The sequence below is a fragment of the Tsukamurella pseudospumae genome (assembly GCF_001575195.1).
Lineage (GTDB): Bacteria > Actinomycetota > Actinomycetes > Mycobacteriales > Mycobacteriaceae > Tsukamurella > Tsukamurella pseudospumae.
On the sequence record NZ_LSRF01000056.1, the window covers coordinates 1 to 15,857 of the forward strand.

Here is a 15,857-nt window from a genome sequence, read left to right on the forward strand (position 1 = left end):
TGTCCTCGCCGGCGAGTTCCCACGCCCGGGCCCGGGCCTGCGCGGACGCTCCTGCGATCGCCGCCAACGCCACGTCGACGTCGTCGGCGAGCGCGGTGATCAGCCGAGAGACCGTCGGATCCGAGGCCACCTGCCCCATCACCTGCGGTTGGTTGCGGAGCTGATCCACATCAGCCAGGCAGTCCCCACCCGCCGCGATCGACACCGCCAGATCAAGCACCGTCTTCCCCGGATCATGAATCGCGTTCAATTTGCGCCACGGCGTCAACGCACTGGTCAGGGCCGCCATCAGACCGATCGTCTCGGCGGTACGAAGCAACAGCACTGTCCCGGCATGCGAGACGAGGTTCGTTCCGGCCGCGTCGACCGACACCTTCGGGTAGCAGGACGTAGACTGACTCACCAGAAAGGTGCTCCTTCGAGACTGGAAATAGGTTGGTGTGGTAACCCCTATTCTTCCAGCTCAGAGCACCTTTCTTCATGTCCGACACGACCTCACCCGCGAAAGGCCGAGGCTAGAGCTTCCCAAGGGGCTCACGCCTGTCGAAATCGAGCCGCAGCATGACTGAGTCCGACGATGGTGTTCCCGCCCTGCCCGCGTGGGTCGAAGCGGTGTTCGCTGACGAGCGCGCCTACTGGACCTCCCTCCGTGACGGCGGCGTGGTGACGGTCGAGGGGCTGGAGATGGTGCAGCGCGAGTGGGGTGCGGAGCAGTGGGCGCGCCCCTGTTGCTAGTCGATCCCCAGCCGTACTGCCTCCGCGCCGATGTTCGTGCGGATATCCACGGAGCCGTCATGCGGGGTGCGCTCCCACTCGGTCGGCAAGTCGATCACGTCGTCGCTCACCCGTACCTCGCGCCACTCGTCGGCGTAGATGCGCCGCTCGACCACACGCACCCTCCGCCACGCGAGGTCGCGGCTCAGCGCCTCGAAGACCCGCTTCTCTCCGTTGCGCTTCGCGACGTACTTGTCCCAGCGCAGCGCCTCCTTATCGGGCACCTCCACGGTGATCCGCACGGCGTACTTGTCCACCGCCGAGCCGCGCATCGCGAACGGGTCACCCTCGGGCTCAGCGACATCGGTCAGCCACACGACGCCCCTGCCCTTATTCGCGTTCACGTCCACGCCGCCCACGATCTTCGCGGCGCGCAAGTTGTTCTCGGTGGTCAGGAGCACGCCGCCGCCCATGATCTTCGGGAGGTGCTGAGTGGAGGTGTAATGGTACAGGATCATGCACGCCACGCTAGCGAGGTGCACCTTGTGTCCGCCCAAACGTGGACTTGGGCGGGTCACTCCCATGTGACGATCCACGCGTCGATCACGCCGTAGATGTAGCGCGGCATCCCTCGGTCGTCCACGGACACGTAGGTCAGCGGGGTGGGTCGAGGAAGAACCCCGTGAACGTGCCGCAGTCGTGGACCCACCGCTCATGGGACTGCGCATCGTTGGTGGGATCGCAGGGCGGACTATTCCGTGGATGCGGAACGGGTCGCTGTTCAGGAGCCCTTTCCTCGCGCGGAGGCGCGCCGTCGTGTCGGTGGCGACTTGCACATTGACGAGGAAGCCGATAACGCTTCTGGTTGCGGCGGTGCTATCGTCCTTGTATTTACTCTGCCGACCTAGGGGTGTGTTGTGGCGGATACTGAACGAGGCGTGGAGCTAGTGATCCCGTCGAAGTGTCGCCGAAGCCTTGCTCGACGGGGTGCAGCGGTTACTGTGGTGATCCTTGGAGTTGTCGGCAGCATGGCTGGGTGTGTTGGTCCTACTGTTGTGCCCGATTCGGAACGGCAATCTTCGACGCAACCAACGACGGTTATCGCTCCGTCGTCGGAGATAGGGCGTGTGACGACTGCGCTTATCGACGCCTACGATCGAGGGGATCGGGCTCGTGCATTGCAATTGAGTTGCGGTCACCTACATCAGTCGATTCTCTCACTCACCGACGATGCTTTTCTTGGGGCGTACCAAAGTGCGCGACACCGGGACGGTGACGGAGTGGTCACGAGCATGACGGCGCAAGAAACGTCAACCAACGGAATTAGTGTATTGGGACAAGTTACCGTGCGGCGCGGCGCAGTGACGGCGCATAATAGCGCGATCACATACGGAGTCCGCTGGGAAAAATCGGAACGCTCATGGAGAGTGTGCAACTTCGGTGACGATCTATCCGCTGGCTGATTCGGTTCGTTCCACCAACGGGACCATCTGGAAGCTCGCGGACCTGCCGCCCGAGGTGGTGCTCGCGCACGTGGGCGGGCGGAACGAAAGCGAGCGGGTGGTGGACGTCGCCGCGTACGAGGGTGAACCCGAGGTAGTGCGGTAGCTCTGTAACAGTCGCGGGACGCTCAGATGTGCCCCTGGTGATGGGAACGACTGCCATACTTTGCAAGATGAGTGAGGCGACGGTGCGGTGGGTGTGCGATAGCTGCAATGAGTGGATTGAAGATGCGGGCGCTGCGGAGGTGATCTTCACGTACGACTCGTCTCGGGCGAAGGATCATCGCATGGTGCATAAGAGCATCGGAGAACGGAACTGTTCGGACGCGGCGGCGTCGAGCTATGAGCTGGAAAGCGTGCTGGGGGAGGATGGTCTCGCGCGGCTGTTGTCGGACGCTGAACGGTCGGACATTGCCTCGCTGACCGGGGTGACCCACCGCGTGCATGTTCCCTACTACGAGGCAGCGCGTTAGCACTTCGGTGAGTCACTCTGGCAGGAGCGCTACGCGGCGGATGCCTACCCGTACGTCCCCACCACGCTGCGAGAGTTCTTTGAAGGAGAGCGAGGGCAATGACTAGCTGTCCCCGCATTCCCCGTGAGAGCCTCCGCATTTACCGTGATCTGTCCGTACTACTAGGTAATACACCGAAGTTCAGGCGGGGTGGCGAGCCTCCCACCAGCGGGAACGTACAGGTTCTTCAATTCCCGGCGGCTCCACAGAGAGCGCCCTCTGACCGGCAGGTCAGGGGGCGCTTTCGCGTTCGCGCTGCGGCTACTTCTCGCAGGCGATCCCGTCGCCGTCGCGGTCGAGCTTGCTGCTGTAGCCGGGCTGGCCCTTGAGGATCGGGGCCTTGCCGGCCTGGCGCACCTCGGTGCAGTTCTTGTAGACGGGATCGGCGTTGGACGCCGCGGCCGGGAGGGCGAGCGCGGCGACGGCGAGCGCCGCCGCGACGGCGCGGATGAGGGAAGTGGACATGCGAACTCCTGCAGACCGGGTGGGGGACGACGATCGCGGGACGGTCCCTCTCCCGCGATACCTGTCGGTGTACGCCTTTGCGGAGGCAACTCGATCGCCGGATATGAGTAATTAGTCGGGAAAGTGACCGTTGGTCACGATTCGCAAGGGCTCGACGATATGGAACAAGTTCTAGAAATCTTCCACGCACGGTTCGGGGCTCGGCTACCTTCTGTGATCATGAACCTGCGTTCCGTCTGGCGACGGGCGGCCGCCGCGGCCGCCGCCGCGGCGTTCCTGCTCGCGGCACCGTCGTACGCCGAGCCGTTGCCCGAGAACTTCAGCTTCTTCGGCGGCATACCGTCGGAGCTGACGAACCCGAACGGGTCCCTGCCCGGGACCGACGACTACTCCTGCAGGCCGACGGTGCGCCACCCCGACCCGGTCGTGCTGGTGCACGGCACCGGGGGCGGGGCGCAGACCAACTGGGGCGCCTACGCGCCGCTGCTCAAGAACAACGGCTACTGCGTGTTCTCCTTCACGTACGGCGCGCTGCCCGGCGCGCCGTGGCCGGCGAATCAGATCGGCGGCACCCGGCCGCTCGCCGTGAGCGCCCAGCAATTGAAGGCCGTGGTGGAACGAGTTCTGTCGGCGACGGGCGCGAAGAAGGTCGACCTCATCGGCCACTCGCAGGGAACGCTCATGCCGTCGTACTACCTCAAGCGGCTCGGCGGCGCCGACAAGGTGGGCAAGTACGTCTCGCTCGCGCCGCTGTGGCGGGGGACCGGCGGCGATCTCGGGCGGGCGGCGTCGGTGTTCGTCCACGGTCTCGGCGTCCGCGACCCGTACTTCCCGGTGTTCGAGTCCATCGGCGACATGCTGCCGGGCTCGCGCTTCCTCGACGACCTGTGGTCCGGCGGCTCGCCGTACGTGAAGGGCGTCGAGTACACGAACATCTCGACGCGCTACGACGAGCTCGTGCTGCCGTACACGAGTGGCCAGGTCCCGGGGCCGGCCGGGATCGGCGTGCGCAACATCGTCGTGCAGGACACGTGCGCGCAGGACTTCTCGGACCATCTCGCGATCGCGGGGTCGCGTCGGGCGGCGTACATGGTGCTCAACGCGCTCGACCCGCAGCACCCGCGGGCGGTGCCGTGCTACGTGGTCCCGCCGTTCTCCGGGGCCTGAACCGGGGAATGGCCCGGGCCGCACCCGGCGGCACCGTCGGCGGCCCGACCGCGTGACGGGGCCGGCCCGGCGGAGTAGGGCTCGCCGTGCGGGTCACCGCAGTGGTCCTCGGCACCCGCGTGATCGACCTGTAGTGTCGCGTGCTCGATGTCGTGCTCGTCGTGCAGCATGCTGCTGATGCTCGACCGGACGGCGTGGCAGTCCGCGCCGGGTGTCACGAGGACGTGCGCCGACATGGCCGGCTGTCCCGAGGTGATCTCCCAGATGTGCAGATCGTGGACCTCGACGACCGACGCGACCGCGGCCACGTCGCGGCCCACCTCCGCCGGGTCGACGCCCTCGGGTGCGGCCTCCAGGAAGATCCGGCCGGACGCCTTGACCAGGCCCCATCCCGCTTTGAGCATGAGTGCCGCGACCACGAGTGCGGCGATCGCGTCCGCTCGGCCCCAGTTCGTGGCCCAGATGACCGCACCCGCGATGGCGGTGGCGATGAACGCGTACAGGTCGTTGAGGATGTGCTGGTACGCGCCCTCGACGTTGAGGCTGCTGCGGTTCGCGCGCCGGATGCACCAGGTCGCGGCCAGGTTCACCGCGCACCCGGCAAGGGCGGTGAAGAACACCAGGGGCCCGTCGACATCGGGCGGGCTGATCAGTCGGGAGAGCCCCTCGTAGACGAAGAACGCCGCGAGCAGCAGCAGCGTGATCCCGTTGGCCTGCGCCGACAGGATCTCGACGCGTTTGAATCCCCACGTGTAGCCGCCGCGCGCGGGCTTCGCCGCGAGCCGGATCGCGACCAGCGCGAGCACGATCGCGGCGGCGTCCGTGAGCATGTGCGCCGCGTCGGTGATCAATGCGAGTGAACTCGCCAGGATGCCGATCGTCACCTCGAGGGCCATGAAGCCCACGAGCAGCGCGAGCGCGATGCTCAGCCAGCGCTTGTCGGCGTCGGCGCTCACGCCGTGGTCGTGCCCGCCGTGCCCGCCGTGTGCGTGCCCGCTCATCTCAGCCCCGATCGTCGTACGACTCGTCGCCGTCGACCATACATTGCGATATGCGCATGTATCAATCGGGGCGGTGGCGGTCAGTCGAGAACGGCCAGCGCATCGATCTCGACCAGCATCACCTCGTGCGGCAGGTCGACGAACACCGTGGTGCGGCAGGGCAGCGCGGCGCCGTCGGGGACGTTCTCGGCGATGAACGCGCCGTACACCTCGTTCATCGGTCCGAAGTCGTCGCGCGTGGTGAGGTACACGCGGAACATCAGCACGTCGGCGACCGACGCGCCGCCGGCCTCGAGGATGGCCTTCACGTTCTCGAGCGTGCGCCGCGTCTGCTCCTTGACATCGCCCTCGGCGATGTACTGGTTGGTGGCGGGGTCCATCGGGCCCTGGCCCGAGACCTGCAGCATGTTGCCGCGGCGCACGCCCTGGCTGAAGAAGTGCGCGGGCGCGGGGGCGTCGGTGGTCGAGACGGCGGTCGAGGTCATGGTGATTTCCTTTGTTCTCGTGGGTGTTCCGGTGTTCCGGTGTTCCCCGGGTTCGCCGGGGAGGCTTCAGCGCGGGCGGTACCCGCAGTCGGCCGAGATCGCCTCGCACGTCGTGCGCAGCGGCCCCAGCAGATCCAGGAGTCGGTCGAAGGGCAGCACGACGTCGGGCACGGACACCGACACGGCGGCCACGACGGCCCCGGACGCGTCGCGCACCGGCGCGGCGATGCAGTTGATCGACGGCTCGTTCTCCTCGCGATCGGCGGCCCAGTCCTGCTCGCGGACCGTCTCGATCTCGTGCAGGTAGACGCCGGGATCGACGATGGTGTTCGGGGTGCGCCACGCGAAGTCGATGCCCGCGACGAGCGGACGCAGCTCGGCATCCGGCAGCGCCGCGAGGATCACCTTGCCGACGGCGCTCGAGTTCAGATTCGCCTCCATCCCGATCCGCGAGTACATCCGGATCAGGTCGCGCGACTCGAGCTTGTCGATGTAGACCACCGCGTCACCCTCGCGGGCGGCGAGGTGGGTGGTGCGGCCGTACTCGCGGTTGAACGCCAGCAGGTGGGGCGCCGCGATCTCCCGGATGCCCCGCTGCTCGGACGCGCGCGCGGCGAGGTCGAACACGCGCGATCCGAGGTGGTAGCGGTGCGCCTCGTCGTGATACGCGAAGCGCGCGTCGGTGAGCGGGCGGAGCAGGCGGAGCACCGTGGTCTTGTGCACGCCCAGCTCGTCGGCCAGCTCGTCGAGTGTGGCGGGGCCCTCGCCCAGGAGGCGCAGGATCTCCAGTGCGCGGGTCAGGCTCTGGCTCATGAGCCCCCGCTCTCCCGGGGCGGCGGGAAGTCGGTGCCGCCCACGTGGATTCCGCCGGGGCCGATGTGCGCATCGGCCCAGTCCTGCTCGTCGCACGCGAGCAGCGCGGCCATCGCCTCCGGAGGGAGGACGGCGAAGTCGGCGCGCACCGTCAGCGTGGCGGCCGCGCCGGCGTGGCCCCGCCGCAGGCAGGTGCGCATGTCCTCGTCGTGCGCCAGGCCGTGCAGGAAGCCGGCGGCGAAGGAGTCGCCGGCACCCACCGGTTCGACGACCTCGACCGACAGCGCGGGAACCGCGACCTGCGAGCCGTCGCGCGCCACCGCGATCGCCCGCACGGCACCGTCTTTGACGATGACGGTGCGCGGCTCGGGGAGCAGTGCCCGGACCTCCGCCGGTTCGCCGGTGCCGAGCACCCGCTCGGCCTCGTCCGAGCCGACGAGCACCACGTCCGCGAATCGGGCCAGCCGGATCACGAGGGACGGGTCCCCGCTGGGCCAGAGCTGTTCGCGCCAGTTGACGTCGAAGGTGACGGTGCCCGGCACGCCGGCGCGATCGCGCAGGAGTGCGAGGGTCAGCTCGGCGCACGACGCGGACAAGGCCGGCGTGATGCCGCTGGTGTGGACGATGTGCGCCCGGCCCAGCGCTTCCGCGACCGCAGGGCGGGCGAGGAACGCCGTGCCCATGCCCGCGGCGGGGCTACCGGCGCGCCGGTACGTGCTCGCGGTCGTCGGTTCACCCGACGCGTCGACCCCCTCGGTCTTGGCGTACCGGCCGGTGACGCCCGCGGGGTCCACCTCCACGGCGGCGACGTCGACGCCGTGCGCGCGCAGGTGCTCGACGATCCGCGCTCCCTCCGCGTCGCCGCCCACTCTGCTGATGAACGCGGTGTGCGTGCCGAGTACGGCGACGCCCGCCGCGACGTTCGCCTCCGCGCCGCCGGCGTGCATGGCGGGCTCGGGTGCGTCGAGCTCGGCGGCCGACACCAGTGCCAGCGGTTCGCCGAGGCAGGCGATCCAGGGTTCCGTCACCGTCTCGCGCCTTTCGGAAATCAGGTGGTTGTGCAGGGCCTTGGAGCGATGCTACCGTCTGTGACACGCATCACGCAACGATGATTGCAACATGTGCAACGTAGCAGATGAGGGAGTGAAATGGCCAACGGGATCGACGCGCGACCGGATGTGCTCAGTGTGGTCGACAAGGCAGTCCCCGCGTGGGCGAACGGCATGAACACCGCCGATTTCCTCGGCCGCGCGCCGCACCTGGCAGACCTCTCCACGCCCGTCCTCGTCCTCGATCGCGCGGCCATGGCCGGCAACGTCGCCGAGTTCGCCCGCTGGACCGCGGCGCACGGCTTCGACCTCGAGCCGCACGGCAAGACCACGATGGCCCCGGCTCTGTGGCAGGACCAGCTCGACGCGGGTTCCACCGCCATCACCATCGCCAACCTGCCGCAGTTGCAGGTCGCCGTCGCAGCGGGGTTCCGGAACCTGCACGTGGCCAACGCCATCGCCGACCCGGCGGGCCTGCGCTGGCTGGGCCAGGCGCTGGATGCGGACCCGGCGCTCGAGGTCGTGCTCTGGGCCGACGGGGTCGGCACCGTCGACGCGCTCGAGCGAGGTCTGGCGGGCGCGACACGGCGGCCCACCGTCCTCGTCGAGCTCGGTGGTCCCGGCGGCCGGACGGGTGCGCGGAGCGTGGACGAGGGATTCGAGATCGGGCGGCGCATCGCCGCGTCGGAGCGTCTCCGCCTCGGCGGCGTCACGGGCTACGAGGGCGCGTTCGCGCACGACACGAGCGCCGAAGCGCTCACCACGGTCGACGACTACCTTCGCGGGCTGCTCGAGCTGCACGAGCGACTGCGTCCGCTCTACCCCGAGGGTCGGATCGTCGTATCCGCCGGCGGCAGCGCCTATTTCGACCGGGTCGCCGCGATCCTCGGCGGCCTCGAGGACGCCCGCGTCGTCGTCCGGTCGGGGGCGTACATCATCCACGACGACGGCTTCTACCGCGGCATCACGCCGTCCGGCCGTGAGGCGGACGCGCCGCGGCTGCGCTCGGCCATGCACGTGTGGGCACGGGTCATCTCGCGGCCCGAGCCCGGCCTCGCTCTGCTCGACGTGGGGCGCCGCGACGTCTCCTTCGACGAGGGCCTGCCCGAGCCGCAGGTGGCGGCCGCGGGGCTCGGCGCCGACTCCCGCCCGATCGACGCGGTGATCACGGCCGTCAACGACCAGCACGCCTTCCTCCGGCTCGCCGCCGAGGACCCGCTGGTGGTGGGCGACGTGGTGCGGCTCGGCCTCAGCCACCCCTGCACCGTCTTCGACAAGTGGCGCGTGATCCCCGTCGTCGCCGACGACGGTCAGGACCCTCAGGTCGTCGACGTCATCTCCACGTACTTCTAGGGAGGGGCGCGCATGCACGACATCATGATCCGCGGCGCGGCCGTGGTCGACGGCACGGAGACGCCGCGCTACACCGCGGACGTCGCGATCGCCGACGGTGTGATCGCCGCGATCGGTCGCGACCTCGGCGCGGCGCACCGCGTGATCGACGGCGACGGCCTGGTGCTCAGCCCGGGCTTCATCGACATGCACGCGCACTCCGACCTGCAGGTGCTCCTCAACCCGGCGCACCCGTCGCGGATCACCCAGGGCGTCACCTGCGAGGTCATCGGGCAGGACGGCCTGAGCTACGCGCCCGTCTCCGACGAGACCCTCGCGGTGGTGCGGCGGCAGATCGCCGGCTGGAACACGGACCCCGCGGACTTCGACTTCTCGTGGCGCACCGTCGGCGAGTACCTGGACCGGTTGGATGCGGCCGGCACCGCCACCAACCTCGCCTACCTGGTGCCGCACGGGTTGCTCCGCGCGTTGGCCCACGGCTTCGACGACGGCGTCGCCGCACCGGCCGAGGTGCAGCGGATGCAGGAGATCCTCGCGCAGGGGCTGCGCGAGGGTGCGGTCGGCCTCTCGACGGGCCTCACCTACACCCCGGCCATGTACGCCGACGACGCCGAGCTGGCCGCGCTCCTGCGCACCACGGGAGAACTCGGCGGCTACTTCTCGCCGCACCACCGCAGCTACGGCGCGGGCGCGATGGAGGCGTACGCCGAGATGATCGAGCTGTCGCGGCGCACCGGTTGCCCGCTGCACCTCGCGCACGCGACGCTCAACTTCGGCCCGAACAAGGGACGTGCTCCGGAACTGCTCGCGCTGCTCGACGAGGCGGTCGCCGCGGGCGCGGACATCTCGCTCGACACCTACCCCTATCTGCCCGGTGCCACCACGTTGGCCGCGATCCTGCCCAGTTGGGCGGCGTCCGGCGGGGCCGATGCCACCCTCGAACGCCTCCGCGACCTCGAACCGCTCGCGCGGATCCGGGAACACCTCGAGCACACCGGTTCCGACGGCTGCCACGGCGTGATCGCCGAGTGGGAGACGATCGAGATCAGCGGTGTCGGCAACGAAGCACTCTCGCACTACGTGGGCAGGACCATCGCGCAGATCGCCGCCGACGAGGCTCGCGACCCGTTCGAGGTCTGCGTCGGCATCCTCCTCGAGGACCGCCTGGCCACGGGGATCCTGCAGCACGTGGGCCACGAGGAGAACGTGCGCGCCATCATGGGGCATCCCACGCACACCGGCGGTAGTGACGGTCTGCTCGTCGGCGGCAAGCCGCACCCCCGCGCCTGGGGCACCTTCGCCCGGTACCTCGGGCACTACAGCCGTGACCTGGGGCTGATGAGCCTCGAGGAGTGCGTCGGCCACCTCACAGGCCGTCCCGCCCGTCGCCTGAGGCTGGTCCGACGGGGCCTCGTCCGCGAGGGCTACGCCGCCGACCTGGCGCTGTTCGACCCCGACGCGGTGATCGACCGCGCCACCTACGACGCCCCGCGCACGCCCGCCGCGGGTTTCACGCACGTCCTCGTCCGCGGTGTCCCCGCTCTCGACGACGGCGAGCCCACCGGCGCGCTCGCGGGCGGCGCGCTGCGACTGACCGATGAAGGGGTCCTGTGACCGTGTCCGAATCCACCGCCGGGGCACCCGGCCTGCTCGACGACCTCACCGCCGACCGGGCGCTCACCGTGGTGCGCGCGCCCGCGCTACCCGACGCCGCAGCGCTGTGTCGCGCCCTCGCCGAGGGCGGTATCCGAACCGTCGAGCTCACCTTCACCACACCCGGCGTGCTCGGCCACCTGGAGCGCGCGGCCACCGTCGAGGGGACGAACCTCGGAGTCGGCACCGTCCGCACCGCCGCACAGGCCCGCGACGCCGTGAACGCCGGCGCCCGGTTCCTCGTGACTCCCGACGTGAACGAGGAGGTCGCCGAGGCGGCCCGCGACCTCGGCACCCCGATCTTCCTCGGCGCCCTCACCCCGAGCGAGGTGGCCCGCGCCGCGGCACTGGGCTCGGTCGCGGTGAAGATCTTCCCCGCCAAGGCCTTCGGCCCCGGCTACCTCAAGGACCTCCACGGCCCGTTCCCCGGCCTGCCGCTGCTGCCCTCGGGCGGCGTCAGCGAGGGCAACGCCCGCGAGTTCCTGGGCGCCGGCGCCGTCGCCGTCTGCGCCGGCACCTCCGTCGTGCCCCCCGACACCGTCGCCGCCGGCGACTGGGCCGACATCACCACCCGCGCCGCGCGCTTCGTCGCCGCGCTCTGACCCTTCCAGAACGGGAGAACCCACCCATGTCCTCGGCCATGCACTGGCTGCAGCACGAGACCGGGGGTCTATTGACCCTCGCCGCGGTATCGATCGTGGTCCTGCTGCTCCTCATCATCAAGGTCAAGCTCGAGCCGTTCATCGCGCTGATCATCGTCTCGGTGGGGCTCGCGCTGATCGCGGGCGTCTCCGTGGAGAAGCTCGTCGGGTCACCGCAGAAGGGGGCCGCGCAATCGATCCTGGAGACGGGCTTCGGCGGCATCCTCGGGCACATCGCACCCATCATCGGTCTCGGCACCGTTCTCGGAGCGATCCTCGAACGCTCCGGCGGTGCCGACGTGCTCACGAGTTGGCTGCTGAAGCTGTTCGGCCCCAAGGGTGCGCCGCTCGCGATGGGTGTCACGGGCCTGATCCTCGGCATCCCGGTGTTCTTCGACATCGGCATCTTCATCCTCGCGCCGCTCGTCTACGTGGCCGCCAAGCGCGGCGGCAAGTCGCTGGTGATGTACGCGCTGCCCATGCTCGCGGGCCTGTCGATGACGCACGCCTTCCTGCCGCCCCACCCCGGTCCGGTGGCGGCCGCGGGCCTGCTGCACACCTCGCTCGGCTGGATCATCGTCATGGGTCTCGTCTGCGGCATCCCCGCCTGGTTCGCCTCCGGTGTCGTGTGGGGCACCTGGATCGGCAAGCGCGTGATCGTCGACGTCCCGGAGGAGCTGGTACCCGAGGAGAAGCACGCCTCCGCGAACCCGCCCGGCCTGGGCCTGATCGCCTTCGTGATCCTGGTCCCGATGCTGCTGATCCTCGGCGCCACCTTCGGCAGCGTCACCCTGCAGCAGGGCTCGATGCCCTACTCGATCTTCGTCTTCCTGGGAACGCCGGCGATCGCACTCACGATCGCCGTCGTGCTGGCCTTCTACCTGCTCGGGATCCGGCGCGGCATCACGGCGGTGCAGCTCGCCGAGATGACCGGCAACGCCCTGCGGCCCATCGGCATGATCCTCCTCGTCGTCGGTGCGGGCGCGCTGTTCGGTGCCGTGCTCAAGGCGACCGGTGTGGGCACGGCCCTCACCCAGTCGATGAGCAACCTCGGCCTGCCGCTCATCGTGTCGGCCTACCTCGTCAGCTGCGCGCTGCGCATCGCGCAGGGCTCGGCGACGGTGGCGATCACCGCTACGGCCGGCATCATCGGCGAGACGGTGGCCGCGGGCAACTACTCGCAGGCGCAGATCGCCCTCATCGTCATCGCCATCTCGGCCGGCTCGATCATCCTCAGCCACGTCAACGACGGCGGCTTCTGGATCGTCGCGAAGTACTTCAACATGACTGTCAAGCAGACCCTCATGACGTGGTCCGTCCTCGAGACGGTCCTGTCCGTGGTCGGCTTCGCGATGGTGCTGATCGTCTGGGCGATCGTCTAGCGCCGGGGCGCCGCGGTGACGGGTACCGGCCGTCGCCGCGGTTCCCGCGCGCGGAGGCGCTCGCGCGGATACGTTTGAGCTCCGGCCCCGCGCGATCCGCGGCGCCGTCCCGGACAGATGAGGTGGACTGAAGATGGCTCATTCGCGTGCCGGCCTGCCGGCGCTCCCCGAAGACCTGATCGACGTCGAAGCCGTTCGCGCGGCGTACGATTCGATCGTTCCGGATCCGGGGAACCCCGACCAGCGCGTCGCCTTCGGCACCTCCGGGCACCGGGGCACCTCGCTGAACGGCAGCTTCAACGAGAACCACATCGCGGCCACCACGCAGGCCATCGCCGAGTACCGCGCGGCGCAGGGCGTGCGGGGCCCGCTGTACCTGGCCAAGGACACCCATCTGCTCTCGGTGCCCGCCTGGGAGACCGCCGTCGAGGTGCTCGCCGCCAACGGCGTCACCACCCTCATCGACCACGACGACCGCTACACGCCCACGCCGGCGCTGAGCCACGCGATCCTCACCTTCAACCGGTCCCATTCCGGTGTGGAGGCCGACGGGATCGTGGTCACCCCGTCGCACAACCCGCCCGCGGACGGCGGCTTCAAGTACAACCCGCCCAACGGCGGCCCCGCCGACACCGACGCGACCGGCGCGATCGCGGCCCGCGCCAACGAGATCCTCGAGGGCGGCCTGCGCGAAGTCCGGCGGATCCCGCTGGCGCAGGCGCTGGCGTCGGACGTCGTGCAGCGCTTCGACTTCCTGGACTCCTACGTCGGCGACCTGCCGTCGGTGCTGCACCTGGACAGGATCCGCGACGCGGGCGTGCGGATCGGCGCCGACCCGCTCGGCGGCGCCGCCGTCGGCTACTGGGGCGCGATCGGCGATCGCTACAACCTCGACCTGACGGTGGTGAACCCCACGGTCGACCCGCAGTTCGCGTTCATGACCCTGGACACCGACGGCAAGATCCGGATGGACTGCAGCTCCCCGAACGCGATGGCCTCGCTGATCGCGAACAAGGACCAGTACGACATCGCGACCGGGAACGACGCGGACTCGGACCGGCACGGGATCGTCACGCCGGACGGCGGGTTGATGAATCCGAACCATTACCTCGCGGTGGCCATCGACTACCTCTTCGCCTCCCGCAACGGCTGGCGCGACGACGCGGCCGTCGGCAAGACGCTCGTCAGCTCCTCGATGATCGACCGGGTCGTCGCCGAGCAGCAGCGCACGCTCCTCGAGGTCCCCGTCGGCTTCAAATGGTTCGTGCCCGGCCTGCTCGACGGCAGCGTCGGGTTCGGCGGCGAGGAGTCCGCGGGCGCCTCCTTCCTGCGGCACGACGGCTCCGTCTGGACCACCGACAAGGACGGCATCATCATGGCGCTGCTGGCCTCGGAGATCCTCGCGGTCACGGGCAAGAGTCCGTCGCAGCACTTCGCGGTGCTGGGGGAGGAGTACGGCGTGCCCGCCTACGCACGCACCGACGCTCCGGCCGGCCGCGAGCAGAAGGCGGTCCTGTCGAAGCTGTCGCCGGAGCAGGTGACCGCCGACGAGCTCGCGGGGGAGCCGATCACGGCGAAGCTGACCCGCGCCCCGGGCAACGGTGCGCCCATCGGTGGGCTCAAGGTGACCACGGAGAACGCGTGGTTCGCGGCCCGGCCGTCCGGTACCGAGGACGTGTACAAGATCTACGCGGAGTCCTTCAAGGGGCCGGAGCATCTCGCGCAGGTCCAGGCGGAGGCGAAGGCCCTCGTCGACGGGGTGCTCGGCGGATAGCCGTCTGACCTGGGAACTCGCCGACTGCAGCTATTGTGGTCGGCGTGAGCAAGCCTAAGAACGCCAAGTACGTTCCTGTGAAGCAGTCCAACACCATGACCTACGTGCTGGGCGGCATCGCCGTCCTGGTCGTGATCGTGGTGGTCATCGGCGGCGTGCTGCTGGTCAGCAAGAACTCGGACAAGCCCTCGGACCAGGTCGCGAGCAAGCTGAACGCCGCAACGCCGACCTTCGTCCTCGGCAAGGACGACGCCCCGACCAAGGTGACCTTCTTCGAGGACCCGTACTGCCCCGCGTGCGCCAGCCTGGAGAACCAGTACGGTGCCAAGATCACGGCGGCGATCGAGGCGGGAAAGGTGCAGGCGCGGTACTTCATGGTGAACTTCCTCGACCGCAACAGCCCGTCGGGTGACTACTCCGACCGCGCTGTGGGTGCGATGCTGGCCATCTCCCGGTCGTCCCTCCCCGACGATCAGAAGCAGAAGGCACTGATGGGCGCGCACACCGTGATGTACGCGCAGCAGCCCGAGGAGGGCAAGGGCGACAAGACCAACGCCGAGATGGCCACGATGTTCGCCGGGGGCGCGAAGAGTCTCGGCGTCGACCTGCCGGCCGACGTGACCGCGGCGATCACCGAGGGCAAGTACACCGCCGACGGCAAGTCGAGCGCGAGCGAGAACTTCTCCCTCATGACGTCCATCGGCAGCCAGGGCACGCCCACCGTTGTGCACGACGGGAAGATCGTCGACCTGAAGGGCGACGACCTCGCCAACCTGCTCAAGTGAGAAACAACCGCTGACCAGCCGATTTGGTGCACGCGAGCTGGCTCCTGTAATGTTCTCCGGGCGGGAAACCGCAGGTGAACAACGTAATACGGGGCTATGGCGCAGCTGGTAGCGCACCACACTGGCAGTGTGGGGGTCAGGGGTTCGAGTCCCCTTAGCTCCACAGGTTCGCAGAAGAGAGCCCCCTCCGAGATTCTCGGAGGGGGCTCCTTCGTGTCCGCCCGCCTCCGACCCCGTCCGGGTCCGCCTCGAGAAGGCGGACCCGGCACCGTCGTCGTGTAGTCCGAACGGATGAATCTCTTCCGGCGCCCGAGGTGGAGCCGCCGCTACCCGGCGGTGCTGACCTGCTTGAAGACTCAAGCATCTTGCGACCCCACACAGCGTTTGCGATATCACTACATATGTTCAGTAACGCCCATGTGTTTCACTACGAAGAGCCAGGTGTCCGATGGTGCGAATAGTGAGGGGGCGTTGGTGGAGAACTCGCCGATGCTGACCGTGGTTGTCGATGCTCGAGTGTTGTCGTGAGATCGGCGTGCATCAGACTGTTCCTCCAGATCA

Annotated in this window: 17 protein-coding genes and 1 tRNA gene; 11 read left to right on the forward strand and 7 right to left on the reverse strand. The window is 69.0% G+C overall.

The annotated features are described in order from the left end of the window. On the reverse strand, positions 1 to 403 hold a 403-nt coding region (locus tag AXK60_RS14410; RefSeq protein ID WP_175399988.1), incomplete at its 3' end, for a transposase. Between the two features lie 158 nt (positions 404 to 561). Here AXK60_RS14410 and AXK60_RS27070 point away from each other — a divergent pair. Further along, positions 562 to 735, forward strand: coding sequence for a hypothetical protein (locus tag AXK60_RS27070; protein ID WP_175400036.1), 174 nt, complete (start codon positions 562 to 564; stop codon positions 733 to 735). Here AXK60_RS27070 and AXK60_RS14415 read toward each other — a convergent pair. Next, on the reverse strand, positions 732 to 1,232 hold the full coding sequence (locus AXK60_RS14415) for a hypothetical protein (RefSeq protein ID WP_068571912.1): 501 nt from the start codon (positions 1,230 to 1,232) through the stop codon (positions 732 to 734). The two genes, AXK60_RS27070 and AXK60_RS14415, sit on opposite strands and share 4 nt — an antisense overlap. A 922-nt stretch (positions 1,233 to 2,154) precedes the next feature. Here AXK60_RS14415 and AXK60_RS27075 point away from each other — a divergent pair. Then, positions 2,155 to 2,322: a hypothetical protein gene (locus AXK60_RS27075; protein WP_175400037.1), complete on the forward strand. Its 168-nt coding sequence runs from the start codon at positions 2,155 to 2,157 to the stop codon at positions 2,320 to 2,322. A 67-nt stretch (positions 2,323 to 2,389) separates the two neighbouring features. Further along, positions 2,390 to 2,689: a hypothetical protein gene (locus tag AXK60_RS14420; protein ID WP_068571914.1), complete on the forward strand. Its 300-nt coding sequence runs from the start codon at positions 2,390 to 2,392 to the stop codon at positions 2,687 to 2,689. A gap of 300 nt (positions 2,690 to 2,989) precedes the next feature. Here the strand turns inward: AXK60_RS14420 and AXK60_RS14425 are convergent, their stop codons facing one another. Further along, positions 2,990 to 3,193 carry an excalibur calcium-binding domain-containing protein gene (locus AXK60_RS14425; RefSeq protein ID WP_068571919.1) on the reverse strand — a complete coding sequence of 68 codons (204 nt, stop codon included), beginning with the start codon at positions 3,191 to 3,193 and terminating at the stop codon, positions 2,990 to 2,992. A 219-nt stretch (positions 3,194 to 3,412) separates the two neighbouring features. On the opposite strand from AXK60_RS14425, the gene AXK60_RS14430 reads away from it, so the two are divergent. Continuing rightward, positions 3,413 to 4,360, forward strand: coding sequence for an esterase/lipase family protein (locus AXK60_RS14430; RefSeq protein ID WP_068572814.1), 948 nt, complete (start codon positions 3,413 to 3,415; stop codon positions 4,358 to 4,360). Here the strand turns inward: AXK60_RS14430 and AXK60_RS14435 are convergent. The 4 genes from AXK60_RS14435 to AXK60_RS14450 form a co-directional block, all read right to left on the reverse strand. Next, positions 4,330 to 5,361: a cation diffusion facilitator family transporter gene (locus AXK60_RS14435; protein ID WP_082778048.1), complete on the reverse strand. Its 1,032-nt coding sequence runs from the start codon at positions 5,359 to 5,361 to the stop codon at positions 4,330 to 4,332. The two genes, AXK60_RS14430 and AXK60_RS14435, sit on opposite strands and share 31 nt — an antisense overlap. Positions 5,362 to 5,441: 80 nt before the next feature. Further along, positions 5,442 to 5,846: a RidA family protein gene (locus AXK60_RS14440; RefSeq protein WP_068571921.1), complete on the reverse strand. Its 405-nt coding sequence runs from the start codon at positions 5,844 to 5,846 to the stop codon at positions 5,442 to 5,444. Between the two features lie 66 nt (positions 5,847 to 5,912). After that, the gene (locus AXK60_RS14445; RefSeq protein WP_068571924.1) at positions 5,913 to 6,659 is read right to left on the reverse strand and encodes an IclR family transcriptional regulator; all 747 of its coding nucleotides are present in this window, start codon (positions 6,657 to 6,659) and stop codon (positions 5,913 to 5,915) included. Continuing rightward, positions 6,656 to 7,687, reverse strand: coding sequence for a sugar kinase (locus AXK60_RS14450; RefSeq protein WP_068571926.1), 1,032 nt, complete (start codon positions 7,685 to 7,687; stop codon positions 6,656 to 6,658). Before AXK60_RS14450 ends, AXK60_RS14445 begins: the two co-directional genes overlap by 4 nt. A gap of 120 nt (positions 7,688 to 7,807) precedes the next feature. Here AXK60_RS14450 and AXK60_RS14455 point away from each other — a divergent pair, with 120 nt between their 5' ends. The 7 genes from AXK60_RS14455 to AXK60_RS14485 all read left to right on the forward strand — a co-directional run bounded on the left by AXK60_RS14455 (position 7,808) and on the right by AXK60_RS14485 (position 15,459). Beyond that, positions 7,808 to 9,061, forward strand: coding sequence for a type III PLP-dependent enzyme domain-containing protein (locus tag AXK60_RS14455; protein WP_068571928.1), 1,254 nt, complete (start codon positions 7,808 to 7,810; stop codon positions 9,059 to 9,061). Positions 9,062 to 9,073: 12 nt separating this feature from the next. Further along, complete coding sequence (locus AXK60_RS14460) at positions 9,074 to 10,675, forward strand: N-acyl-D-amino-acid deacylase family protein (RefSeq protein WP_082778049.1); 1,602 nt, start codon at positions 9,074 to 9,076, stop codon at positions 10,673 to 10,675. Between the two features lie 2 nt (positions 10,676 to 10,677). Further along, complete coding sequence (locus tag AXK60_RS14465; RefSeq protein WP_244881113.1) at positions 10,678 to 11,316, forward strand: bifunctional 4-hydroxy-2-oxoglutarate aldolase/2-dehydro-3-deoxy-phosphogluconate aldolase; 639 nt, start codon at positions 10,678 to 10,680, stop codon at positions 11,314 to 11,316. A gap of 26 nt (positions 11,317 to 11,342) precedes the next feature. Continuing rightward, a complete protein-coding gene (locus tag AXK60_RS14470) occupies positions 11,343 to 12,737 on the forward strand; it encodes a GntP family permease (RefSeq protein ID WP_068571930.1) in 1,395 nt (464 codons plus the stop codon). A gap of 133 nt (positions 12,738 to 12,870) precedes the next feature. After that, entirely contained in the window at positions 12,871 to 14,511 is a 1,641-nt protein-coding gene (gene pgm / locus AXK60_RS14475) for a phosphoglucomutase (alpha-D-glucose-1,6-bisphosphate-dependent) (RefSeq protein WP_068571931.1), read from the forward strand. 44 nt (positions 14,512 to 14,555) lie between these two features. After that, positions 14,556 to 15,296 (forward strand): DsbA family protein, encoded by a 741-nt coding sequence (locus AXK60_RS14480; protein ID WP_139057977.1) that lies wholly within the window; start codon positions 14,556 to 14,558, stop codon positions 15,294 to 15,296. 90 nt (positions 15,297 to 15,386) lie between these two features. Then, positions 15,387 to 15,459: transfer RNA gene (locus AXK60_RS14485), tRNA-Ala, on the forward strand. Positions 15,460 to 15,857: the final 398 nt, after the last annotated feature.

Coding starts and splice junctions, on each gene's coding strand:
- AXK60_RS14430 (WP_068572814.1), top strand. CDS start 3,413: ATGAACCTGCGTTCCGTCTGGCGACGGGCGGCCGCCGCGGCCGCCGCC.
- AXK60_RS14420 (WP_068571914.1), top strand. CDS start 2,390: ATGAGTGAGGCGACGGTGCGGTGGGTGTGCGATAGCTGCAATGAGTGG.
- AXK60_RS27070 (WP_175400036.1), top strand. CDS start 562: ATGACTGAGTCCGACGATGGTGTTCCCGCCCTGCCCGCGTGGGTCGAA.
- AXK60_RS14445 (WP_068571924.1), bottom strand. CDS start 6,659: ATGAGCCAGAGCCTGACCCGCGCACTGGAGATCCTGCGCCTCCTGGGC.
- AXK60_RS14460 (WP_082778049.1), top strand. CDS start 9,074: ATGCACGACATCATGATCCGCGGCGCGGCCGTGGTCGACGGCACGGAG.
- AXK60_RS14425 (WP_068571919.1), bottom strand. CDS start 3,193: ATGTCCACTTCCCTCATCCGCGCCGTCGCGGCGGCGCTCGCCGTCGCC.
- AXK60_RS14455 (WP_068571928.1), top strand. CDS start 7,808: ATGGCCAACGGGATCGACGCGCGACCGGATGTGCTCAGTGTGGTCGAC.
- AXK60_RS14440 (WP_068571921.1), bottom strand. CDS start 5,846: ATGACCTCGACCGCCGTCTCGACCACCGACGCCCCCGCGCCCGCGCAC.
- pgm (WP_068571931.1), top strand. CDS start 12,871: ATGGCTCATTCGCGTGCCGGCCTGCCGGCGCTCCCCGAAGACCTGATC.
- AXK60_RS14415 (WP_068571912.1), bottom strand. CDS start 1,232: ATGATCCTGTACCATTACACCTCCACTCAGCACCTCCCGAAGATCATG.
- AXK60_RS14435 (WP_082778048.1), bottom strand. CDS start 5,361: ATGAGCGGGCACGCACACGGCGGGCACGGCGGGCACGACCACGGCGTG.
- AXK60_RS14470 (WP_068571930.1), top strand. CDS start 11,343: ATGTCCTCGGCCATGCACTGGCTGCAGCACGAGACCGGGGGTCTATTG.